The sequence below is a fragment of the Clostridium aceticum genome (genome assembly GCF_001042715.1).
Taxonomy (GTDB): domain Bacteria; phylum Bacillota; class Clostridia; order Peptostreptococcales; family Natronincolaceae; genus Andreesenella; species Andreesenella acetica.
Genome location: NZ_CP009687.1, coordinates 761,030 through 783,372, shown reverse-complemented (window position 1 = coordinate 783,372; position 22,343 = coordinate 761,030). Strand labels below are relative to the sequence as shown.

Annotated in this window: 23 protein-coding genes, 1 riboswitch and 1 other annotated feature; of the genes, 7 read left to right on the top strand and 16 right to left on the bottom strand. The window is 34.9% G+C overall.

Going from position 1 to position 22,343, the window contains the following annotated elements; all coding sequences use genetic code 11:
- The first annotated feature begins 105 nt into the window (after positions 1-105).
- Positions 106-1,008, top strand: coding sequence for an alpha/beta hydrolase (locus CACET_RS03510; protein WP_044822947.1), 903 nt, complete (start codon positions 106-108; stop codon positions 1,006-1,008).
- A 13-nt stretch (positions 1,009-1,021) separates the two neighbouring features.
- On the opposite strand, the gene CACET_RS03505 is transcribed toward CACET_RS03510, so the two are convergent.
- Positions 1,022-1,831, bottom strand: a complete 810-nt coding sequence (locus CACET_RS03505) for a DUF2935 domain-containing protein (RefSeq protein WP_044822948.1) — start codon at positions 1,829-1,831, stop codon at positions 1,022-1,024.
- Positions 1,832-2,069: 238 nt separating this feature from the next.
- On the opposite strand from CACET_RS03505, the gene CACET_RS03500 reads away from it, so the two are divergent.
- Complete coding sequence (locus CACET_RS03500) at positions 2,070-3,383, top strand: aspartate kinase (RefSeq protein ID WP_044822949.1); 1,314 nt, start codon at positions 2,070-2,072, stop codon at positions 3,381-3,383.
- Between the two features lie 687 nt (positions 3,384-4,070).
- On the opposite strand, the gene CACET_RS03490 is transcribed toward CACET_RS03500, so the two are convergent.
- From CACET_RS03490 to CACET_RS03480, 3 genes are read right to left on the bottom strand one after another with little or no spacing between them, the layout of a single operon-like run.
- Positions 4,071-4,547, bottom strand: coding sequence for a hypothetical protein (locus CACET_RS03490; protein ID WP_044822951.1), 477 nt, complete (start codon positions 4,545-4,547; stop codon positions 4,071-4,073).
- 50 nt (positions 4,548-4,597) lie between these two features.
- Entirely contained in the window at positions 4,598-4,852 is a 255-nt protein-coding gene (locus CACET_RS03485; protein WP_044822952.1) for a hypothetical protein, read from the bottom strand.
- A gap of 2 nt (positions 4,853-4,854) precedes the next feature.
- On the bottom strand, positions 4,855-5,250 hold the full coding sequence (locus CACET_RS03480) for an FMN-binding protein (RefSeq protein ID WP_044822953.1): 396 nt from the start codon (positions 5,248-5,250) through the stop codon (positions 4,855-4,857).
- Positions 5,251-5,433: 183 nt separating this feature from the next.
- Between CACET_RS03480 and grxC the strand changes: the two genes are divergently transcribed.
- Positions 5,434-5,697 carry a glutaredoxin 3 gene (grxC, locus tag CACET_RS03475; protein ID WP_341411730.1) on the top strand — a complete coding sequence of 88 codons (264 nt, stop codon included), beginning with the start codon at positions 5,434-5,436 and terminating at the stop codon, positions 5,695-5,697.
- 34 nt (positions 5,698-5,731) lie between these two features.
- Here the strand turns inward: grxC and CACET_RS03470 are convergent, their stop codons facing one another.
- The 5 genes from CACET_RS03470 to phnD all read right to left on the bottom strand — a co-directional run bounded on the left by CACET_RS03470 (position 5,732) and on the right by phnD (position 8,835).
- Positions 5,732-5,983, bottom strand: coding sequence for a hypothetical protein (locus CACET_RS03470; protein ID WP_044822955.1), 252 nt, complete (start codon positions 5,981-5,983; stop codon positions 5,732-5,734).
- Between the two features lie 23 nt (positions 5,984-6,006).
- On the bottom strand, positions 6,007-6,288 hold the full coding sequence (locus CACET_RS03465; RefSeq protein WP_044822956.1) for a hypothetical protein: 282 nt from the start codon (positions 6,286-6,288) through the stop codon (positions 6,007-6,009).
- 92 nt (positions 6,289-6,380) lie between these two features.
- Positions 6,381-7,118, bottom strand: coding sequence for a phosphonate ABC transporter ATP-binding protein (phnC, locus tag CACET_RS03460; RefSeq protein ID WP_044822957.1), 738 nt, complete (start codon positions 7,116-7,118; stop codon positions 6,381-6,383).
- 1 nt (position 7,119) lies between these two features.
- Complete coding sequence (gene phnE, locus CACET_RS03455; RefSeq protein WP_052661190.1) at positions 7,120-7,926, bottom strand: phosphonate ABC transporter, permease protein PhnE; 807 nt, start codon at positions 7,924-7,926, stop codon at positions 7,120-7,122.
- A 6-nt stretch (positions 7,927-7,932) separates the two neighbouring features.
- Entirely contained in the window at positions 7,933-8,835 is a 903-nt protein-coding gene (gene phnD / locus CACET_RS03450; RefSeq protein ID WP_044822958.1) for a phosphate/phosphite/phosphonate ABC transporter substrate-binding protein, read from the bottom strand.
- Positions 8,836-9,271: 436 nt separating this feature from the next.
- Between phnD and CACET_RS03445 the strand changes: the two genes are divergently transcribed.
- On the top strand, positions 9,272-9,934 hold the full coding sequence (locus CACET_RS03445; protein ID WP_044822959.1) for a hypothetical protein: 663 nt from the start codon (positions 9,272-9,274) through the stop codon (positions 9,932-9,934).
- Between the two features lie 13 nt (positions 9,935-9,947).
- On the opposite strand, the gene CACET_RS03440 is transcribed toward CACET_RS03445, so the two are convergent.
- On the bottom strand, positions 9,948-11,192 hold the full coding sequence (locus CACET_RS03440) for an HlyC/CorC family transporter (RefSeq protein ID WP_044822960.1): 1,245 nt from the start codon (positions 11,190-11,192) through the stop codon (positions 9,948-9,950).
- A 227-nt stretch (positions 11,193-11,419) separates the two neighbouring features.
- Here CACET_RS03440 and CACET_RS03435 point away from each other — a divergent pair, with 227 nt between their 5' ends.
- A complete protein-coding gene (locus CACET_RS03435; RefSeq protein WP_044822961.1) occupies positions 11,420-12,244 on the top strand; it encodes a potassium channel family protein in 825 nt (274 codons plus the stop codon).
- 353 nt (positions 12,245-12,597) lie between these two features.
- Here the strand turns inward: CACET_RS03435 and CACET_RS03430 are convergent, their stop codons facing one another.
- The 4 genes from CACET_RS03430 to CACET_RS03415 all read right to left on the bottom strand — a co-directional run bounded on the left by CACET_RS03430 (position 12,598) and on the right by CACET_RS03415 (position 16,150).
- Positions 12,598-13,968, bottom strand: coding sequence for a sensor histidine kinase (locus CACET_RS03430; protein WP_044822962.1), 1,371 nt, complete (start codon positions 13,966-13,968; stop codon positions 12,598-12,600).
- Entirely contained in the window at positions 13,965-14,627 is a 663-nt protein-coding gene (locus CACET_RS03425; RefSeq protein WP_044822963.1) for a response regulator transcription factor, read from the bottom strand. Before CACET_RS03425 ends, CACET_RS03430 begins: the two co-directional genes overlap by 4 nt.
- 114 nt (positions 14,628-14,741) lie before the next feature.
- Complete coding sequence (locus CACET_RS03420) at positions 14,742-15,398, bottom strand: SHOCT domain-containing protein (protein WP_044822964.1); 657 nt, start codon at positions 15,396-15,398, stop codon at positions 14,742-14,744.
- A 104-nt stretch (positions 15,399-15,502) separates the two neighbouring features.
- Positions 15,503-16,150, bottom strand: a complete 648-nt coding sequence (locus CACET_RS03415) for a cyclase family protein (protein WP_044822965.1) — start codon at positions 16,148-16,150, stop codon at positions 15,503-15,505.
- Between the two features lie 476 nt (positions 16,151-16,626).
- Between CACET_RS03415 and CACET_RS03410 the strand changes: the two genes are divergently transcribed.
- Complete coding sequence (locus CACET_RS03410) at positions 16,627-17,226, top strand: hypothetical protein (RefSeq protein WP_044822966.1); 600 nt, start codon at positions 16,627-16,629, stop codon at positions 17,224-17,226.
- Entirely contained in the window at positions 17,227-18,684 is a 1,458-nt protein-coding gene (locus CACET_RS03405) for a flotillin family protein (protein WP_044822967.1), read from the top strand. It abuts the gene before it with no gap.
- Between the two features lie 177 nt (positions 18,685-18,861).
- On the opposite strand, the gene trpB is transcribed toward CACET_RS03405, so the two are convergent.
- The gene (gene trpB / locus CACET_RS03400) at positions 18,862-20,043 is read right to left on the bottom strand and encodes a tryptophan synthase subunit beta (protein ID WP_044822968.1); all 1,182 of its coding nucleotides are present in this window, start codon (positions 20,041-20,043) and stop codon (positions 18,862-18,864) included.
- A gap of 90 nt (positions 20,044-20,133) precedes the next feature.
- Positions 20,134-20,371 (bottom strand) — a binding site (T-box leader).
- A gap of 156 nt (positions 20,372-20,527) precedes the next feature.
- On the bottom strand, positions 20,528-21,877 hold the full coding sequence (locus tag CACET_RS03395) for a hypothetical protein (RefSeq protein WP_044822969.1): 1,350 nt from the start codon (positions 21,875-21,877) through the stop codon (positions 20,528-20,530).
- Between the two features lie 150 nt (positions 21,878-22,027).
- Positions 22,028-22,116, bottom strand: a riboswitch (cyclic di-GMP riboswitch).
- Positions 22,117-22,343 lie beyond the last annotated feature (227 nt).

Below are 22,343 nucleotides of genomic sequence, written 5' to 3'. Positions count from 1 at the left end.
AGCATAGCGAAGGATCTTGAAATGACAAAGCATGACTTAAGTTAACACTAATGATTATAACATTTTATTTATGAGTTTATGTAAAAATCTAAGGAGGTTTTATTATTGATTTTTCTGTTATCTGTTTTAACTATTCTTCTGCTGCTGATTATAGGCATTAGTTTTTATCTATCTACCATTGTTCTTTATCCCAAGACCCTCTCTCCAGAAGAAACCTATCATGCGGAAGTAGAGGCTGGTAGAATAAATGAAGCTACTTTTCAAGGTTTACATAAAGAAGAAGTTGTTATAAAGTCTCCCTATGGATATAATCTCTACGGTCTTTACTTTCCTAGGGAAGGATCTAAAAAAACCATCATCTTGTGCCATGGTATCACCTATACTCTCTACGGATGTGTTAAGTATATGGCGTTGTACTTAAAAAGAGACTTCAATGTTTTACTTTATGACCATAGAAACCATGGAAAAAGCGGTGGGAGCACTACCACCTATGGTTTTTATGAAAAGTATGATCTAAAAGCTTGGATCGACTGGGTTTTTCAAAGGCATGGTGATTACTGTAAAATAGGTGTCCACGGAGAATCTATGGGAGCTGCTATATTATTACAACATGCTGAGATAGATACTAGGGTGTCTTTTTATGTTGCAGACTGTCCCTACGCTAGCCTTTTTGATATCTTAAAGTATCGCCTAAAAAAAGAATATCATTTGCCTCCCTTCCCTTTTCTACAGATTGCTAATTTTTTTTATAGGTTAAAAACAAAAAGCTCCTTCCATGCTGTTTGCCCTATAAAGGCTATTAAAGAAGTAGATACGCCTATTTTTTTTGTTCATGGTGCTGAAGATAGCTACATTCCCAGTAGCATGACAACAGCTATGTACCATACAAAAAAAGGAGCTAAAAAACTTTATTTAGCTCCTAATGCTGGTCATGTTAAAGCCTACTGGCATAACCAAGAGGAATACGATACATTATTACATGACTTTTTTACGGAAATTGGCTTATAACGCCAATAGAAAATCATCCTTCGGTTCTAGGCTTTGTAGGGTCACAATCAGGCATCCTTACATTCGATGCTTCAGCTAATTTTATAAGATAGTAACATTCTTCCCTAGCCATGTGATCTAACATGAGAGCACTTAAAGTGCCCAGAACCTTGTTGCCTAACTCCATCTCCTCCAGTTCTCTTAAAAACACTTTAAATAATTGAATTTCACCCTCTACCTGTAGATTAAATCGGTCAAAGGCAGGGAATGTCTCAAGACAGGTCCGCATGTACCCTGCCATTTCTACAGCCTTTATGTAAAACTCTTCGAAACGCTGTGTAAAGAGTTGACTTTGCTCTGTCAACCTTTTCTCTACCATATCTAAATCACCAGCAATGCCAGCGGCATGGCCAGCGGCATCTAGAAGCCACACAAGATGATTATGAATGGCAGTAGATACAGGTATTTGACTTGTCATCAGATACGCTAATACTCTCAAATATTCTTCTACTTCATTTACCATATGATTAATAAAAGTAGGAGGTAAACCTAACTCTATGTCCCCAATTAAGTGCTGACGTATTAAGTCCAGCTTAAACAGTCGGATTTCATGAGCATAATGATAGGCTTGATTCGTAAGAGCCATTACTTCCGTATCCTTCAGTGGTTTTCTAGCTTCCTCCAATAGTTTATCAAAAATACAAATAAAACGATTGGCCTGTTCTATTTCCTTTGTTTCCTTGGGTGATAGATTATCAAATATAAATCGTGCATGATCTCCTAATACTTGGAGCCAAAATCGGTGCTCAAATAAAGCTACTTCTTGAAAGTTTGCTTCCTTCAATATCTCAACCTCCTTATAGAAAACTATATACACTAAATTATATGTTATGTTATAGTCCATTAGACGTTTCCCAAAGGATTGTATGCATTAAGATAGTTTTATATTTTTGTCTTTCCTTCATTGACATTTGTCCACCATATGCTTATAATAGTAAAATAGCGTCTAAAAAATATCAATCATATGACATAGAATGTCAGTGAACAACAAAAAGTTCAAAGTTTTAAAGGGGGTAAATAATATGGATATAAAAGTAGCTAAATTTGGTGGAACTTCACTGGCGGATGCTGGTCAATTTCGAAAAGTGCAAAATATTATTCAGTGGGATGAAACAAGAAGGTATGTGATACCTTCAGCACCGGGAAAAAGATATAAGGAAGATACCAAAGTTACAGATCTTCTTTATTTGTGTCATGCACAACTTCAACATCAAGTGAATTTTGATGATACTTTTAATAAGATATGCGATCGTTACTTAGAAATTGTGACGGACTTAGAGCTTTCACTAGATCTTAAGCCTTATCTTATAGAGATAAAAAGTACTATGGAAAAAGGTGCATCATTAGATTACATAGCTAGTCGTGGAGAGTATCTGAATGCCATCATTTTATCTAGTTTGTTAGATTACGAATTTATTGATGCTGGAGAAGTTATCTGTTTCGATAAAGATCATTCCTTAAACTTAGAATTAACAGAAAAGAAGCTACAGGAACGTTTATCTATAAGTGAAAGGGCCGTCATACCAGGTTTTTATGGTTCTCTTCCTAGTGGTGATGTGAAAATTTTTTCAAGAGGTGGATCAGATATAACGGGAGCTCTAGTAGCAAGAGCTGTTAGTGCCTGTGTCTATGAAAACTGGACAGATGTAGCAGGCTTATTAATGACAGACCCTAATATAGTAAAAGATCCAAAACCTATTCAAGAGATTACTTACCGTGAGTTGAGGGAGCTTTCCTATATGGGGGCCTCCGTCCTGCACGAGGAAACAATTTTCCCAGTGTTAGATGCTGGTATTCCCATTAATATTAGAAATACTAACGCCCCTGAATGTCCTGGTACAATGATTGTCAGTTATGCAGATCCTGTAGCCCACTCCAGTATAATTACAGGGATTGCAGGAAAAAAAGACTTTACTGTTATTTCTTTAGAGAAAAATCGTATGAATGCAGAGGTAGGTTTTGTTAGAAAGCTTCTTACCGTATTTGAAAATAATAATATCTCCTTCGAGCATCTGCCTAGTGGTATTGATACCGTATCCGTAGTTGTTACTGACTGCCAGTTAGAAAACAAACTGGATAAATTATTAGATGAAATCCAACAGCAATGTGATCCTGATTTAATAGAAGTTCATCCTAATATGGCCCTAATTGCAACTGTGGGGCATGGTATGGCCTATACCCCTGGGATTTCTGCCAAACTTTTCACTGCTCTATCTAATGAGGATATTAATGTTCGCATGATCGATCAAGGATCTAGTGAGATTAATATTATTGTAGGTGTTGAAAATGATGATTTTGAGAGATCTGTAGAGGCAATCTATCGTGCATTTGTGTAAACTAGAAAAAAGCCGCCAATTGCGGCTTTTTTAGTTTTGCGTTAAAGCGTAAGCGTACAATTGACGGATACCTTTACCTGATTTTATTTCGATTCTTATGAACTTTTGATTATTAAAGCAAAGAAAAAAACTACCAAATAAATAATACAAATAATAAGAGGTATAGAAAAAAATTTATTAAATTTAGACTTTAATGGTATTAGTTTTTCTCCTATATAATCCCCGGTTAATGCAATAGGTATATATAACATCAATGTAGGAGCACTATATAGCATCTGGTAATAAAAATTATAAAACTGGTTGTTGTATCCAGAATAATAACTAATGATAGACAGATATATAAAGTATCCTGTTATAGTATATCTGACTATCGACTTTTCAAAATAATATCTGTATATCATACAAGTGAATATCAAGTACGGTATAAATATAAATACAAAAGTAATCAATCTAAGATCATCAAGTTCTAATTGGGAGTTATAAATATAAGCAAAAAAATAATGATTCAACACAAAAAAAAGTGCTGAGATAATTACTATTATAACTTTATTTATTGTATTAAGATTTGATAATTTCATAATTAACCTCCGAAATGTTATTGTCAAATCATTTGGGAAAACTATATATGTTATGGAATATCCCATAACATATATAGTTGAATAATTGTTCTAAACTATCTTTGGGTCATTACACTTGCCTGCATTGAAGGGCTGTAAGAAACAGGATGATAGTCAAACCAAGTGCTGTTGAAATGTTCCATGCACCTTCTGGCCCTAACAATCTAACTCCATTGTATTCATAGCAATACTCTACTACAGCATCACATCTCATTCTCGTAATCGTTTGAGGATGAATAGTGCCACTACTTGTTGTAGTACTCATGACAGGAGCAGCTGTATAGCCAATTCTCAAATTAGTTAAATCATGTACCGTATAAAATATATCATAATATACGAAATTATCACCTACCGGCTGATAATATTGTCCCATAAATGTCCGTCTATTTCCATTTCTGTCTCTTAAAAAAGTATCATAACTTACATAGTCAACTGTTTGTCCAGGTCCGCCTATATGAATGACATAGTTTCCTGGTGTTTGTGATCCGCTGGCATGTCCCACTAATCCAGCATGCCATTCAACCCTAACTCCCCCTAGTAATTCCACTCCATCTCTATAGATAGCATTGCCTAATTGTGTTGGTAAGGATTGAGGAGCTATTTCCTGAATGTCAATTTCTTGATATTCGGGTTATATGCTTGCTCACTTGTTGCAGTTGGATTAGAAATTATGTTTTCTACATTTTCTTTAGCTTTTCTAGGATATACTTCACTCATCAATCGTATTGATACAGCTTGTTCACCATCATTACCTTCTAGTAAGAGAGTCTCAAGCAAACCTATAGGGATTATTTCTTTATTTTTTATGGTAAGCAAAGAAGGTACCGTTAAATCACTATTAACCTTAACCATGTTTAATAAAGCACTATCGTTAAAGCATTTTCTATGGCTTTTAAAATTACTTTACTGCTGGAAGTTGCCCCAGTGATAAAATCTATATTGGTAGATTGCATTTCTAAAACCTTATCTATCAGCACTTCTGCTGCTTTTCCTCTGCCATGGTTATGTTCTAACTGAATAGCTACTATTTTATGGTCTTCCACCTCCACTATTACTTTAGCAGAAACCAGGATCCCATTTGTAAATCCTTCATAAACTCCATCTGAAACTTGTGTTAAATCTATCCCCTCAATCTCAATAGCTTTAATGGCATTTCTATAGGGCCGAAGCCTACTATATTCCAAAGCAAAAAATATACTCCCAATGATTATGAATAATCCCATTGCAAAAATAATGGTTTTTCTTTTCATTATACGCACCTCTCCTTATTATACCTCTATGTTGATTTTGCTAAAATCAGTTAGTGTTTATTATTTAAATCTTTCTACATAAATATTTTTATTCCTTCTATAGTTATACTTTTATTTATATAGAAATTGGGTATGATAACTATACCAATTATCATCATTATAAAAAGAAAGGTGGTATGAATAATGGATGTTACACTTTACACTAAGGATTACTGCCCCTATTGCAAAAGAGCTGTATCACTTTTGCAAAGTAAAAATGTGGCCTTTAACGAAATTGATGTTACCCATGATGAAACAATTTTTCAGGAGATCAAGGCAAAAACTGGATGGGACACTGTACCTCAAATTTTTATTGATGGAGAATTTATCGGGGGTTGTGATGACTTGTATGCTTTAGAGCAGCGAGGAGTTCTAGATGATAAATTAGGAATAAAAAAGAAGCATTGAATACATCAATGCTTCTTTTTTAGTGTTTTTTTCGCTATTCTTCTACAACTTCTATTTTGCCTCCAGCCTGTTCAATAGCAGCTGTTAAAGTTGAAAAAAGATTACTTCCTCCTAAAATAGGAATTCTCAAAATTAAACAAACTCCGCCAGGGGAGGTAATTTCTATAAGGTTAAGCAAATTAATTACTGCTCCTGGTGGAATATTGATTCTAATCAATGTTCCTGGCAATTGTGGGCAACGTGTTGGTGTTGGTCTAACTAAATTGTTTGTTTCTGGTGTTCTCATCATTCTCCCTCCTCTTTTTTATACTACTCTTCTATAATCTCTACTTGGCCGCCAGCTTGCTCAATAGCAGCTGTTACAGCAGAAAAAGTTTTGCCTATGCTTCCTCCTAAAGCGGGAATTCTTATGATCAAGCAAATTCCACTAGGTGAAGTAAGCTCTATAAGGTTAAGCAAATTAATCACTGCTCCTGCTGGAATATGAATTCTAAACAATGTTCCCGGTAGTTGTGGACAAGGCGTTGGTATTGGCTTAGGTGTTGGTTTTGGTCTGCAATTTGATTGTGGCGTTCTTGGTACTAATGTCATCATTCTCCCTCCTCTCTCTATTTTCACTATAAGTTATGCAGGAGACAACAAAAGGTGATAGCCTATACAAAAAAAAACGACCAAAAGGTCGTTTATCTATAAATTCGATTAATTTCAACTTCATCAAGGGCACTAGGAGGCCCATCAAAAACAATACTTCCATTATTTAATCCTATAATTCTTGTAGAAAAAGTTTTAGCCAACTCTACTGAATGGAGATTAATCATCATAGTAATTTTTCTATTTTCGTTAATTTCTTTTAGCAATAACATAATCTCTTTAGCCGTAACAGGATCTAAACTAGATACTGGTTCATCACCTAGAATAATTTTAGGCTGTTGAATAAGGGCCCTAGCAATCCCTACCCTCTGTTGCTGACCTCCACTTAATGTTTTTATAGGTCTCTCAGCAAAGGATAATAAACCCACCTTTTGTAATGCCTCATTGGCTTTTTCTACATCCTCTTTAGGAAATTGTTTTAAAAGAATCTGCAGCGGTGATAAATAGCCAAACCTGCCGACCAACACATTTGTTAATACCTTCATCCTAGGAATAAGATTGTAGTGTTGAAAAATCATTGCCAAATTCCTTCTATAGAGTCTTAAGGCTTCTCCCCTTAACTTTGTTATTTCCTGTCCTTCGAAATAAATCTCTCCTTCTGTAGGATCAATTAATCTATTGAGGCAACGAATAAAAGTAGATTTACCAGAACCACTTAGGCCTAGGATGCTAATAAATTCTCCTTGATCAATATGGAGGTTTACATGATCTAGGGCAAAAGTTTCTTTTTTATTATAATGCTTTTTCAAATCTTTAATGATAAGCTGCATACTATATCACCTTTCTCCTGAGGATGCCCCCAATATAGTCGATGATGATTACCATAGCCATAATAACCAAACAGTCCACCGCAACTTTATTATACTGAAACATTTTAAAGTGAATACTTAAAAGTTGGCCTACACCACCAGCCCCTACTAAACCTAAGACAAGGGAAGCTCTAACACTCACCTCTAAGCGATAAAAAGCATTGGATAGAATATGGGGGATTACCTGAGGAACAATACCGTACAGCACCATTATTTGTTTTTTAGCTCCTGTTGCTGTAACAGCTTCCTGAGGACCTATATCAGCAGATTCAATGATTTCTGAAAAGAGTTTTCCCATTACACCTATATTATGAAGAGCCAGTGCCAACACTCCTGCGAAGGGTCCAAGGCTTACAGTAGGAACAAAAATCAGTGCAAATACGATTTCAGGAATAGAACGCAAAAAGCTTAGAAAAGTTCTCAAAAGACTATAAATACTCCAGTGGGGTGAAGTGTTTTTTGCACCTAAAAAACCAAGAGGAACTGCCAAGAGAAATGCTGTTGCGGTGCCCATGATAGCTATTTGTATAGTAATAATCGACTCCTTCAAGGCCAAGGGTAAAACGCTCCAGTCAGGGTTAAGAAAACTTCTTTTTATGAAGTCCAAGGTATTACCAAAATCCCTGAATAACAAAGGGTTAAAGTTGGTTCCATTGGCACTCCAAACAATGAGTGCAAGAAGGCCTATCCACAGATAGACCTTTTTGCTTTGTATACTAGGAGGAAATTTTAAGTTTTTATTGCTTTTTACTGTGATTTCCTTCAACATTTTATACTACAACCTTCCGTCAGCTTTTGCCGCTTGCCTTACTGGTTCATAATCTTTGTCTTCAGCTAGTGCAAATCCACTGGCTCCAAATACATCTAGTATTTCTTGATCTTCTACTGTTAAAAATGCATTTCTTAAAGCTTCTTTTAATTCATCCGAAGTTCCTCTTTTTACAGCCCATGGGTATTGAAATAATGGCTCTGATTGCCATATAATTTTAAACTGTTCTCCATCGATGACACCATTTCTTTTCATTACTTCAAAGATAGCGCTGTCAACCGCTCCTACTTCCACCTTTTTTTCCTGCACTGCTAAAGCAGCCGCATCATGACCACCTGTATAGAAAATTTCTTTAAAGTCTGTATCCATTTGATCTCTAAAAACACCTTTTTCCTTTAACTCTAAGGTAGGGATAAGAGAGCCTGACGTTGAGTTGACGTCACCAAAGGCAAACTGTAAATTGCCTACATTCTCTATAACATCCTCTAAGCTATCAAGAGGAGAATCTACATGAGTCACCATATAAGAATAGTAATAAGGCTCTCCATTTACTAATAGAGTCATAATAGCTTCTGCTCCACCGGTTTCATTAGCAATGATATAGGTCAAAGGACCGAAATAGGCCATATCCACTTGACCATAGTTCATAGCCTCTACTACACCGTTATAATCAGGATAAACCTCTATTTCAACTTCTGTACCTAGTTTTTCAGACAAATGAACACCTAGTTTATCCATAGCTCCCCTCATATCACCTTGATTTTGAGTAGGAATTGCACCAATAACCATTTTTTCTGGAATAAAACCTTCCTCTTGCTCCTCCACATTTGTAGGGGCACTATTATTGCTACAGCCTAGTAAAGAAAATACAAGTAGTCCTGCTAAGATAAGTAAAAATATTTTTTTCATTTTATAGCTCCTCTCTAAATTACACGATTATATTATAAACATCTTTCAAATTACAAGCTTTATTTTATAGAAGTATAATGCAAAAATCAACTAAATAATGTCTATATTTTAATGTTTGATGATGCAGATCAGACCTATAGAATTTTTAAATACAAAATCATTAGCGTTAACCTAAACCATAGTTTGTCATCCTGAGGGGAGCAAAGCCAGAAGCTACACCCCTAGCCTATAATTTGGCAAAGCTAAACTGCTATTGCAGTAGATAAAGTGTGGTATAATACAGTTAAAGATCCCGCCCATGCTAAGATGAAGCCTATAGTCTAAAAGCAAGGTCAGTATAAAATCGTTAGTATAATAAAGCCCATGGTCCTGTGCCTTGCCTACAAACATGTTGGCAAATAAAAATTTATAAACGTATCGACAAGGAGTGAATTGCATGAAGAAAAAATTATTGATTTTTTTCATTTCTTTTTTAGTGATTATTGCAGGTCTTGGCGTGTGGGGCTACAGTTATTTTTTCGGTGCAGACGACTCATTAAGATCCCAACTACAACAAGAACTTAGCGAAGGTTTTTTTGATTTTGGAAGTTTGGACTTCTATGACGTAGAGAATGGTTTAGAGAATGATTTAAAAGGTGATTTAGAAGATGGATTAAAAAGTGATATAGAAAATAATTCAGAGGATCATTCATTAATCGAGGATAATAATTCAAATAACCCCGCTGCACAATCTGAAGAGAAAAAAGTTGTCACAGTAGAAACTATATTAAATAAGTATCAAATCAAATTTGAAAGATTAGAGGCTTTGGTAGTAGAAAGGGCCAATAGTTTGTATAGAAAGGCCTATGAAGAATATATGGCAGAAAAATCACAAGGTCCACTAAATCAAGCACTGGTGGTTAGAAAGTATCTTCAAGCTGCCAATATGTTAGAAGACTCTATGAAGGTTGCACTACAAGACATTCTAAAAGAGATGGAAGCTGAACTTCGAGCAAATCAATTGCCTACAGATGTGGTTCAAGAAACGGAAACCTTCTACATGAATATGATTAGAGAAAGAAGAACTGCGTTGATGAAAAGGTTGGAAGAGGCTTTATAAAAAATAAGGATTTTCAAGTGAAAATCCTTATTTTTTTAATCTTATTTCCTTCTATATCCTCTACCACCAATTTTATATGATTAAAATTAATGGTTTCACCCAGTTTAGGAAATCTTCCTAGCTCACCTATAATAAATCCTCCAATAGAGTCAAAATCCTCTGATTCTATGGCAGTACCGATCATTTCATTCACCAGTTCGATTTTGGTATTTCCTTTAACCCTATATTCATTTTGTCGAATAACCTCGATTTCCTTTTCATATTCATCGTACTCATCTTGAATGTCTCCGACGATTTCTTCAATTAAGTCCTCTAATGTCACAATCCCCGCAGTTCCTCCATATTCATCTAGTGCAATAGCAATATGCACTTTGTTTTTTTTCATTTCTTTAAATAAATCGGCAATTTTCTTATACTCAAAAGTATAATACGGCTTTCTAATATATTCTTTGATATTAAAATTGTCTTGTAAATTATCTACAAAAAGTAAATCCCTTACATTTATTATCCCTACGATATTATCAATTCCTTCTTCATAAATAGGATAGCGAGAAAATTTTTCGTTTTTTATGATTTCAATAACTTCTTCATAGGTGTCTTCTATATCTATTGCGATAATATCGGTTCTTTGAACCATTACATCTCTTATTTGTTGATCACCAAATTCAAAAACATTATAAATCATTTCTTTTTCGTGGACTTCTAAAACCCCTTCTTCTTGACTAACATTGACAACAGTTCTCAATTCATCTTCAGTAATGAAGGGGCGAACCTTATTTGTATTAGCACCTAGTATTTTCATTAATCTGCCAGTAATGAAGGTAAAGACGATCACAATAGGATGAAGTAAAACAATTACAAGCGCTATAGGTTTTATGATCCTTAAGGATATTTTTTCAGCGTTTTGAGCAGCAAGAGATTTAGGAGTTATTTCTGCAAATACCAATACCAATACCGTCATAGCGATGGTAGCAATCAAAACCCCCTTATCACCATAGAAATCAATAGCTATAGCTGTTGCCAAGGCAGAAGCACCTATATTTACGATATTATTTCCTACAAGAATTGTACCTAGGAGTTTATTAGGCTCTGCTATATATTTATTAATTAAGTCTGCCCCTTTAATGTTTTCCTCTACCATATGACGTACTCTGATCCTACTTAGTGCCATTAGTGCTGTTTCAGAAGTTGAAAAAAAAGCAGATAAGATTAACAGTATGAATAGTATTAATGTTTGTCCTATATTATGTATATCCAAATGCCTTCACATCCTTTAGGTACTTTTGGTTATAATCTTTATTTTATGGAATCTTTTATATTTTATAATGAAATGTTTTATAGAAGTTCTTCCCTGTAGCAATAAAATTTATGGGTTTGGGAACGCTAATACTAGTTTTCATTGAAATTTAAACTTATTTTGTGTGTTACATAATACATCTATGAACTTTAAGGCATACATTTATACCACACCTGAGGAGTAAAAAAATGGATATATTAAAAAGAGTTCTTGTTTTGTTAGTAATCTACGTAGTTATTGTCATTTTAAATATATTGTCCTTCGCTTATTTATATATAGAACACGATTCCCTCGTTGATACAAATGGTATCATTACACATTCTCAAAACTATAAAAAACCTTCCTTAAGCGATGCCATTTATTTTAGCGGCGTTACCTATCTCACTATTGGCTATGGAGATATTACCGCTGTCAATAAAGTAGGGAAACTACTTACAGTGCTTCAAGGTTTTTCAGGAGTACTGATCAATTCTTTATTTACTGGTATGTTCTTGTACTATTTAGTGAAAAGACCTAAAAATATTATTATCACCAATAAAGTATATATAAAGTATGAAGAGGATGAAGATAAGTTTTATTTGTCTGTAAGAGTGGGCAACAAAGGAAGGGCTTTAGTAAATGTTAATAGAGTGTTAGAGGTGTTTGTTTATGAAGATAATATTAGGAAAAGAAAGCTCCATTTATCTCAAGAATATTATTATTTTGAAAAACTCTTATACTGGAATATTGACTTACAAGAAGAAAAAAATCTTCAACTTCTCAACTATTTGAAATCAAGCCTTTTTGACAATGAAAGCGTTCTAATAAGAATTTCAGTTATAGGTACCGATGTAGAAGCTGGAGAACTGGTCTTTATATCTAGGCATTATACAGGACGTTGCATCCAGTTTATCAGAAATTATGTGGATCTCTATCAGTGGCAACATCATAGAAGAAGCAATATTAATTGGAGGGATTTCCATAAAACCTTTTGTTTAGAGGAGGAAAAAATTGAAAAGTTTAAAGATCTATAGCCTTATCTATTCAGTCGTAAAATTAATATCTATAGATGTGCGCTTCTAAAGTTAAATTTTAATATACACGGTCTACGGTTTCGCCTCAAAACCGCAGGCTGCAAATGTAGCCCTTAGTATATTTAAATTTAGGGGCGCACATCTATAAAAATTAAGCTCTATTCTATTAAAGATAGATGTTGCTATTGAAAAAGTTCTGAGGGTTGCAGTCAGTGTCATCCTGAGCAATAGCGAAGGATCCTATAATCAGCGCTATCAATCAATATCCTTCAACTCCTTCAGGATGACAAAGCCTCCATCAGTTGTTACTATCAATTATCTAACCAAAAATCAACAGTAGTATTTAACAAAGCCTACACAAAAGGAATTTCTACATAAAAGGATACCCCTTTTTCTTCATTTTTTGCCCAAATTCTTCCACCATGCAGAGAAACAATACGGTGACTAATGGCTAAACCAAGCCCAAATTCTCCCTTGTTTCCTTTATGGAATTTGTTAAAAAGAATATCTAATGTATCACCTTCAATATTGGGTCCATCATTCCAAATACAAAGAAGAGCCATCTTTTCTTCATTTTCCTCTGATTTGCTCAGAGAGATACGTATTTGATGCCTAGCATACCGTATTTGATTATCCAATAAATTTTCTAGTACCACACGCCATTGTTCAAGATCTCCCTCAACTTGTATAGGTGATAAATCCATAGACCAATCCAATTGTCTTTGTTTCCATCGAAATCTTTCTACAACATCCATGATTAATTGGTACATATCCATCCTTCCCCAAGAGGGTTTATGGGTAGTTAAATAATCAAGCTTTGTTAGATAAAGGAGACTATGAATTCGTTTTTCCAACCTTTCGCCTTCCTCTTCAATGACTTGCAGGCTATTTGTTAAATCCCCTTTAGGATAAATCCCATCTCCAATTGCCTGAACATAACTGCGTATAATCATTACTGGTGTCTTTAATTCATGGGATGTGTGTTGTAAAAAAGACTGTTGTGCCTCATCTTGGCGAACTAATTGATTCCTTAACTGTTCTATGGATTGCCCTAATCTACCAATCTCATCCTGTCTCTGCAGCTGAATGGTTTCATACCAGTCACGATTTGTCAGCTTCTTAACCCGCTTTTCTAAGATTACTAGAGGGTTAGATAAGTATCTTGCAAGCCAAAGAGAAGGTATCCAACTAAGCAAAAATACCAAACTCATAATCAATATCAATCTTGTAAATAGCGTCTGTACCAAGTCCTCACGATAAGCATCCCACATGTAAGACACAAGAAAAAACTCATGGCCCAGCAATTCTCCTCTACTTATTACATAAAAGACTTTCCTATCATCAATTTCTCCACTATAGCGCTGCCGTTCTGCTCCTTGATTCTTTGCCTCTAGCCTTACTTTATTTATAAATTTCATTGGAAGCCTTGGAACAATAATATCTTGGTTTTCATTTAATATAATAAAATGATTCACGGTACGTATATCTTGTAGCGAATGTTGTCTTTCTCTGGGCAAAAAATCAGCTTCCCAATCTTGAGAAGGAGCTTCTCTATTGAGACGATTTAACGTCATGTTTTGAGCACTTTCAATGGTTGCATATACTTCTTTTGTGAAAAAGTCCCTCAATGTCCATGGGAATAAAGCCGTTAATAAAATACAGATGGCCAGCATAATGCCCGCAAAAACCAGCCAAATTTGCAAAGATAAGGGTAGATTCTTCATGATTTAACCATCCTATATCCATAACCGTACATGGTTTCTATACTCAAAGATGGCATCTTTTTTCTCAGCCGTCTAATAAGATCATCTACTACACGATCACTTCCAAAATAATTATCTCCCCAAATATTTATAAGAATCTGTTCCCTGGAAAAAGCCAGTCCCTGATTTTTTATAAAAAGAATGAGAAGGTCAAACTCCTTGGAAGTTAAGTCAATCATCGTATCCCCTAATTTAGCACTTCTGCTTGCTTCATCAATGTTATAAGGAGGAATTATTTGAACTGATGTGCTACTAGAGTGTATCCGTTCCAACAATTTGCGGGTGCGAATCACTAGCTCCCTTGGAAGAAATGGTTTAGGTAAATAGTCGTCACTTCCCAACTCTAAACCTACTACCCGATCTATATCAGCATCTCTTGCAGAGATAAAAATAACAGGTGTTTGAAGATTTTTCGCCTTAATTTCTCGGATAAGTTGATAACCATCTATATCAGGAAGCATAATATCTAATACCCACAGATCCGGCGGCTGTTCAATGGCTTGTCTTGCTGCCTCTCCTGTTGAAAAAGAAGAAACCCTCCAGCCTTCCTTCTGTAGGTAAGAGGTTAAAACTAAATTTAAATTATGATCATCCTCTACTAAATAGATTTGAAATGACAAATCCTACACCTCCTTATTTTAAATTATGCCAAAAAAGACGTGCCTTAACACGTCTTCTTAACTATATTTTCATCCTTGCAGAGAGGTAGTTCGTTACTACTTTATTCTCTAAAATTAAAGATTCTCTACCTTTAACTGTCTTGCTTCTTCATTACCAAATTTTCTTTCCCTAAGCTGAAGTCTTTCCGGCATCACAGCCTTCATTTCCTCATGAAGTTCTTCTTTAGTAATTTCGCCACTTTCCAGCTTATCCCTAAATTCTTGTAGTTTTGCCTTTACCTCTTCAGACAGCTCCTTTTGACCATCAAAACCTCTTACTCTAAACTGAAATCCTTCTGGTAGTATTTCCTTCATTTTTTCTTGAAATACTTCTTTCGTAATTTCGTCATCTTGTAGCTTCTCTCTAAGTTCTTGCAGTTTTATTTTTATTTCTTCTGGAAGTTCCTCTTGCTTGACGAAGGCTTTTTCTCTAAACCTACGTCCTTCTGGCATTGCTTCCTTCATCTCTTTTAGAAATTCTTCTTTTGTAATTTCTCCTTTTTCGAACTTCTCTTTAAGTTCCTGACACTTCTCTTTAATTTCCTCTGTAAGTTCTAGGTTTTTACCTGATCCCTCTCCCCTAAATCCTATGGATTTAGTAATAGCTATTGGAGACTTATCCATATCCTTTAAGTTTTCCTCAGCATCTGCATTATTGTTTGCAAAGACTCCTACTGGTACTAAAAGTGCTACAGCCAGTGTCGCAGGTATAATTTTCTTTTTCCAATCCATAAAAATTCTCCTTCCCATTGATTTTTTACTTAAATACCTCTCCATCAATAGTATGGAGAAAAAATATGGCATCAGTATCAAAGAATTATGGGAAATTGTAAAATTTATATACTCTCATACTCTATTGCTATTGCCCTAACTGGAGAACCATCAGCGTCTTTAGTTTTTAATGGCATACAGGAAAAAACAAACTCTTCTTTATAGACAGCATCTAAATTCGTTATATTTTCTATAATTACCATGTTTTTTTCAAACAAGATATGATGCACAGGAAAAGTTGTAGATTCAATATGGTCTACTGAAATAGCATCTATACCTATTCCCCTTAAATCAAGAGTTGTAAGCCATTTTGTAGCCTTTTCTGTCAATACAGGAAAACCGTGAAAGTAGTTCTCGCTTCCCCAATATTTACTCCATCCAGTTTTTAAAATAAGAAAATTGCTTCTTAATATTTTATTTTCGTAGACTTCTAAATCCTTTACATCCACCTCAGCAATATTGGTATTTGCAAAATCAATAATCAGAGCTTTACCTATAAAATAATCTATATTGTATTGATCTAAGGTAAGTCCATTTTTTTCCATATGAGCTGGGGCATCCATGTGGGTACCTGTATGGGAATACAGAGTCATCTTTACTTCTGCAAAGCCATCCTTCTCTAGCGTGTTTGCCTGCTGAAAAACAGGAGGTTCTGTACCAGGAAAAACTGGCATTTCTGGGTGCATTGTATGGGATAAGTCAATCACTTTCATTTTACCCTCCTTCAGTACTACTTAATATTTTTTCTCTATTACTTATTCTACATTAGATTAAAATTCCCTCTGTGAAATAATATCTCCATAGGATTGAAAATCATCCTGTAGCTTATAAGGATTTACTTTTATACTTTGCAATTTCTATGGTTGAGCTTTTAGTATATTATCATCAATAGATATACGCCTGTAATTTCGAATTTTTGCCTTACATTATGCAACTATTTCTACTTAGTTGCATAAAAATATAAGTATGCTTAAAGAACTTTCTTCATTGTACTTTTTATGACTAGCACTGAAAAATACACGAGTTATAGTAAAAGCACTTCTTAGACAAATTGAATCTTTTTTCTACATCCTCCGATATTCTACTCAATCAAGAAATTCAGAGAGAAATATGTTCATTTTAAAAGGTTTTTAGGAAGAAGTGTCGAAGTTGGTTAGGTAGGAAATATTTAAGAAAGGGGGTAAACTAGTTGATAGCTTGGCTTTCAGAAGTACTTGTTTTGGAGCAGATTTATTGGTATTTAGCTATTCCCTTTACAGTCTTATTTATTATACAGTTAGTAGCTACCTTTTTAGGTCTCGGTGATGGAGATGGCATAGAGGGTGTTGAAGAGGGATTAGATTTAGACAGCGATCTAGAGTTTGAATCATCGCTAAATTTATTCACCATTAGAAACTTTATTACTTTTTTTACTGTCTTTGGTTGGTCAGGAATCACTTTTTCAAATGCAGGAATGGGTACATTTTCCACTTTACTGCTCTCTACTATACTTGGCATTATAGTAATGCTTATTGTATCAGTCCTTTTTTACTTCACAATGAAACTAACTCACAATGGTAATATGCAAATAGAATACGCTAAAGGAGCTACTTGTCAAGTATATATACGTATTCCTGCAAAAAGGAATGGTACAGGTAAGGTAAGTATTACCTTACAAGATACTTTTAGGGAATTGGATGCTATGACAGATGAAGAAGAGGCTATTCCTACAGGTACTGTTGTTCAAGTGAAGGATGTATTAAGCAATAGCATTTTATTAGTTGAAAAAATAACTAGGGGGGATGAATAAATGGGTCAGGCTTATGGTGTGATACTTGTAACCGTTATTGTTGTTATTATTTTTGGTACCATCGCAGCACTTTTTGCTAGATATAAAAAATGTCCATCGGACAAAGTTTTAGTTGTGTATGGTAAAGTTGGGAAAGGAGAGGCAGGCAACAATTCTTCAAAGTGTATTCATGGGGGAGCTGCTTTTATATGGCCAGTCATTCAACACTATGAATTTTTAGACCTTACACCAATATCCATAGAAGTAAATCTTCAAAAGGCTCTTAGTAAGCAAAATATTAGGGTAGATGTTCCTTCAAGATTTACCGTTGGTGTTTCCACTGAACCAGGAGTGATGCAGAATGCAGCAGAAAGGTTACTAGGATTAAAGCTGGCGGAAATACAAGAACTAGCCAAAGATATTATATTTGGTCAGTTGAGACTAGTAATCGCTACAATGGATATCGAAGAAATCAATACCGACAGAGATAAGTTTCTAGAGGCGGTATCTAGTAATGTTGAAACCGAATTAAAGAAAATCGGTTTAAGACTGATTAATGTAAACGTAACGGATATTAATGATGAATCAGGCTATATAGATGCTTTAGGTAAAGAAGCTGCCGCAAAAGCTGTCAATGATGCCAAAAAAAGTGTTGCAGAAAAAGATAGAGATGGTGCCATTGGTGAAGCTAAAGCCCACAGGGATCAAAGGGTACAGGTTGCGGAAGCCAATGCTACTGCAGTAGAGGGTGAAAATAGGTCTAAGATCACCGTTGCAAACTCCGAGGCAGAAAGAAGAGAGAAAGCAGCAGAGGCGGAAAGAAAAGCTACAGCTGCTGAAAAGATTCAAGCTGCAAAAGCTTTGGAAGAAGCCTATTTTGCTGAGGAAGAGGCTGAAAAAGCCAGGGCAAAAAGAGAAAAGGCCACGAAAGAAGCAGATGTTATTGTTCGTGCCGAAATTGAAAAACAAAAGCTTGAAATTGAAGCAGAGGCTCAAGCAGAGGAATTTAGAAGAAAAGCTAGAGGGGAAGCTGATGCTATCTTTGCCAAAATGGATGCAGAAGCTAGAGGTACCAAGGAAATGCTTGTAAAACAAGCAGAAGGTTTTAGTAAAATCGTAGAAGCTGCGGGAGGAGACGCTGAAAAAGCAGTAACATTGATGATTGTAGATAAACTGCCAGAATTAATCAAAATTCAGGTAGAAGCTATCAAAGGAATCAACATCGATAAGGTTACTGTATGGGATAATACTGGAGGAAAAGAAGGGGGAAAAACAGCTACGGCAAACTTTTTATCTGGTATGATGCAATCTCTTCCACCACTTCAAGATGTATTCAACAGCGCAGGACTTCAGCTGCCAGAGTATCTACTTAAAAAACAGAGTACCCCTCAGTCAGTATCTCTTTCCAAAGATCATAAAGAAGAGGACTATGTAGATATTGAAGAAGAGGACTTAAAACCCCAGGAAGCTGAAAGTTAGGATTTATGGTTATAAATTATTAAAGTTAATTTAAGTTGATGAGATAATACAGAAGAACCCCAATAATAGGCTACTCTTGGGGTTCTTTCGTATTATTTAGCTTTATCTAATTTCTTTCTTTTAGAGTTAATAAGTATTAGCGTAGGTAGGCTTTTCAATGGCTCTGATCGAAAAAACTTACTTCTTTTCTATCATTTCTTTTACCTGCTTAACATCCTTGTCTCCCCTACCAGATAAATTGACAATGATAATTTTATTAGGTGCTAATGTCTCTGCCAACTTAACTGTATAAGCAATGGCGTGAGCACTTTCAATAGCTGGAATGATTCCTTCTGTTTTAGATAGTAGAAAAAAAGCTTCCAATGCTTCATCATCTGTAACAGCTACATATTCTCCTCTACCTATTGACTTGTAGTAACTATGCTCCGGTCCCACACCTGGGTAGTCTAAACCTGCCGCTATAGAATGTACTGGCAGAGGTTCGCCATTTTCGTCCTGCAGCGTATAGCACTTAAACCCGTGAATGACACCAACTGTTCCTTTCGAAATGGAAGCAGCATGTTCTTCTGTCTCTAACCCTTTCCCAGCAGGTTCTACACCAATGATTTTTACTTCTTCATCTTTTACAAATGGATGAAATAAACCGATAGCATTACTGCCTCCCCCGACACAAGCCACTAAATAATCTGGAAGTTTTCCCTCTGCCTCCAGTATTTGTCTTCTGGCTTCTATACCAATAATACTTTGAAATTCCCGCACCATAGTAGGATAAGGATGAGGGCCTACCGCTGATCCCAATAAATAGAAAGTATCGTCAGCGTTAGTGACAAAATCTTCTAAAGCTGCATCAACAGCATCTTTTAAAGTAGCTGTGCCACTGGTTACTGGCACAACTTTTGCACCTAACATCTCCATTCTAAAGACATTTAACTCTTGTCTTTTTGTATCAATTTCCCCCATATATATAGTACAATCCAATCCCATCAAAGCACATACTGTAGCTGTTGCCACACCATGCTGCCCAGCTCCTGTTTCTGCGATAATTCTTTTCTTATTCATTTTTTTTGCTAATAATGCCTGTCCGATGGCATTATTAATTTTGTGTGCCCCTGTGTGGTTTAGATCTTCACGCTTTAGATATATTTTAGCGCCTCCCACCTTCTGGGTTAATCCTTCAGCATAGTAGAGAGGGTTTTCTCTACCTATATACTGTTTTTGATAATATTGTAATTCCTGTAGAAATTCTGGATCTTCAATATATTGATAAAATTTTTCTGCTACCTCTGATAAAACATTTTTTAATGCTTCAGGAACAAATGCCCCACCAAATTCACCAAAATATCCATTCATCTTTTCCATGTTAAATATCCTCCTCTTATTTTTCACAAAGTATTTATTCTTATAGAAAGCATTGCAAATAAAAAGTCCTCTATACATTCTTTAGAATGTATAGAGGACGAATCATCGCGGTGCCACCTCAATTGGTCATAAATTAAACCCACTTTTTCAGATACAGGTATCATAGCCGATATCCTATCTCTATAACGGGAGAAACCCGGGTCACCTACTAAATCCTTCAGTTCCCACTCATAAGCCCATTCACTACGCTTTCCAATGCCGGACTCCCACCAACGCCGGCTCTCTGTGATCTTCTAGCATAATTACTCCTCTTACTCAACGTTTTGCTACATATTAAGTATATTATTAATATAATAATAAGAAAACCATTCCTTGTCAAGTCTTTTTTAGAAGTGTCCTGTAGTTTGATGTAAACTTTTTACAAATTCTTTCCTTTTATTTATTATGCATTATGTTTTTGTTCTTACAGTGTACTGATATATGTTTATTTATAAGAATTAATTTTTATATCATCAATCCAAACTGTAGCATCTGTATTAAACAACGTCAATTTTATTTTATTGTATTCTCCATCAGGCACATCGAAGTAAATCATTTCCCATACTCCTGCTACCTTAGGTCTATGATAAATAAACTTCTCAGATATTAAATGACTGTTATTATAGCCTTTAAAGTTCAGTCTGATTTCTTCTAAAGTATCTGCCATAATCCACAAAGAAAAAGTAGTGTTTTTATATAGATTTACATGATTCAAGTAAATGCTCTTAGATACATCATATGTGCTGTTTATAAATTTCAAAGAATATTCTCCACTTCGAAATATACTTTTATCCACTTTAATAAAGTCGGGATTTAAATTGGATATTTTATATTCTTCAAGCCTCTCTGAACTATGACTGCCCTCAGCAAAAGGATTCTGACCTTCACTATTGCCTTCATCTCCATGATCCACAGTATTGTCATCACTGTCTTCCGAATCATAATATATTTCTACTTTATTATCAACGGATGTAAACTTATCGCCTCCTACCAGTACTAATACCACAATAATTAGTCCAGCCAACAAGATACCCACACTTACCTTTTTAAGCGTATATCCTTGTTTTTCTTTTCGTGATCTTCCAGCATATTTATGATCTTGTTGGGGAAGTTCTTCTGCTTCTTCATCCTCTTTATGATTTGTGCTAGTATTATCCAACTGGTTAAAGGCCTTTAATATTCCACTTAAACTTTCATATTGATGTGTAGCATATTGTAAACTATTTATAAGTTCTAATACTTTGCTTAAGTCTTGAGACTGTTTATTATTTGATGAGGTATTTGAAAAGATAATTGTATTAAGGACACTGCCCACAAGCTTACTTACTCTTTGAAAATTATCTTCTCTACTTATTGAGTTCTTACCTATAATCAACAAATCATTCAATGCTATATTTCCGTCTTTTATAATGACCTGAGCCTCTTCTATTAACATTCCTTTAATATCATTTGGAAGGTCCTCGTACATGGCTATTTTTTTTAGATATTGATAAGCTAAGTCTAAACGTTCTTTTATGCTGACTACATTTTGATCCATATATTCTGTTAAATATATTGCCTTATTAAATCTAGTAACAAGAACAATTGCTTCATCTAGGTCTTCAAAGTAAATCAAGTTATCTAAGCACTGAAGTTGTTTCTTTGTCTCTTCCTGTAAAAATCTTTCATCATTTACAATATTGATTACAACAAACTCCTCCGCATTTTTCTTAGAAGCACCAATAAAAATTTTTTGCATATCAGTGCTGCTAAACATTTCGTGGATATCAAATTCATGAATATAGCTGCTGCCCATTAATAAAACCTACCTTGTTTGTGAATTTACTCTATCTAAATCAGTGTATCTATTTTTAAAGTTGCTTATATTCTTTATCAAAAATATTCTTCATGAAAGCAAAAAAACTTTCTCTTAGGTCCCAATAAACGGTTACAATACTATAACCTGTTTAGCAGCCTGGCAATCATAGAAAAGTGTTTTCCCTTAGTCTCATTGCTTTGTATCCTTGCCTTTCAACTAGTTTGCTATTATCTAAAATCATATCATGAATTGGTACTTTCTTCAAGAAAGTTGCTGTTTTTCCAACCTCATAGGCTATATTTTATTGAAAAAGTTTCAATTTTAAAATACGATAATGGGAATATTTCTACTTAATTATAGAAGAATTTTGAAAAAAAATGTACAAATTTGTCAAAAAAAGAGGTATAATGTAAAAATATAGTACTTGGGTACTATATTTAGCTTATAAATAATTTCTTTTTAA

What these genes read in the sequence shown, in the direction of transcription:
- CACET_RS03465 (WP_044822956.1), bottom strand. Translation starts at nt 6,288, where the DNA reads ATGACATTAGTACCAAGAACGCCACAATCAAATTGCAGACCAAAACCA.
- grxC (WP_341411730.1), top strand. Translation starts at nt 5,434, where the DNA reads ATGGATGTTACACTTTACACTAAGGATTACTGCCCCTATTGCAAAAGA.
- CACET_RS03415 (WP_044822965.1), bottom strand. Translation starts at nt 16,150, where the DNA reads ATGAAAGTGATTGACTTATCCCATACAATGCACCCAGAAATGCCAGTT.
- CACET_RS03485 (WP_044822952.1), bottom strand. Translation starts at nt 4,852, where the DNA reads ATGGTTAAGGTTAATAGTGATTTAACGGTACCTTCTTTGCTTACCATA.
- phnD (WP_044822958.1), bottom strand. Translation starts at nt 8,835, where the DNA reads ATGAAAAAAATATTTTTACTTATCTTAGCAGGACTACTTGTATTTTCT.
- CACET_RS03445 (WP_044822959.1), top strand. Translation starts at nt 9,272, where the DNA reads ATGAAGAAAAAATTATTGATTTTTTTCATTTCTTTTTTAGTGATTATT.
- CACET_RS03395 (WP_044822969.1), bottom strand. Translation starts at nt 21,877, where the DNA reads ATGGGCAGCAGCTATATTCATGAATTTGATATCCACGAAATGTTTAGC.
- CACET_RS03435 (WP_044822961.1), top strand. Translation starts at nt 11,420, where the DNA reads ATGGATATATTAAAAAGAGTTCTTGTTTTGTTAGTAATCTACGTAGTT.
- CACET_RS03430 (WP_044822962.1), bottom strand. Translation starts at nt 13,968, where the DNA reads ATGAAGAATCTACCCTTATCTTTGCAAATTTGGCTGGTTTTTGCGGGC.
- trpB (WP_044822968.1), bottom strand. Translation starts at nt 20,043, where the DNA reads ATGGAAAAGATGAATGGATATTTTGGTGAATTTGGTGGGGCATTTGTT.
- CACET_RS03500 (WP_044822949.1), top strand. Translation starts at nt 2,070, where the DNA reads ATGGATATAAAAGTAGCTAAATTTGGTGGAACTTCACTGGCGGATGCT.
- phnC (WP_044822957.1), bottom strand. Translation starts at nt 7,118, where the DNA reads ATGCAGCTTATCATTAAAGATTTGAAAAAGCATTATAATAAAAAAGAA.
- CACET_RS03420 (WP_044822964.1), bottom strand. Translation starts at nt 15,398, where the DNA reads ATGGATTGGAAAAAGAAAATTATACCTGCGACACTGGCTGTAGCACTT.
- CACET_RS03405 (WP_044822967.1), top strand. Translation starts at nt 17,227, where the DNA reads ATGGGTCAGGCTTATGGTGTGATACTTGTAACCGTTATTGTTGTTATT.
- phnE (WP_052661190.1), bottom strand. Translation starts at nt 7,926, where the DNA reads ATGTTGAAGGAAATCACAGTAAAAAGCAATAAAAACTTAAAATTTCCT.
- CACET_RS03480 (WP_044822953.1), bottom strand. Translation starts at nt 5,250, where the DNA reads ATGAAAAGAAAAACCATTATTTTTGCAATGGGATTATTCATAATCATT.
- CACET_RS03470 (WP_044822955.1), bottom strand. Translation starts at nt 5,983, where the DNA reads ATGAGAACACCAGAAACAAACAATTTAGTTAGACCAACACCAACACGT.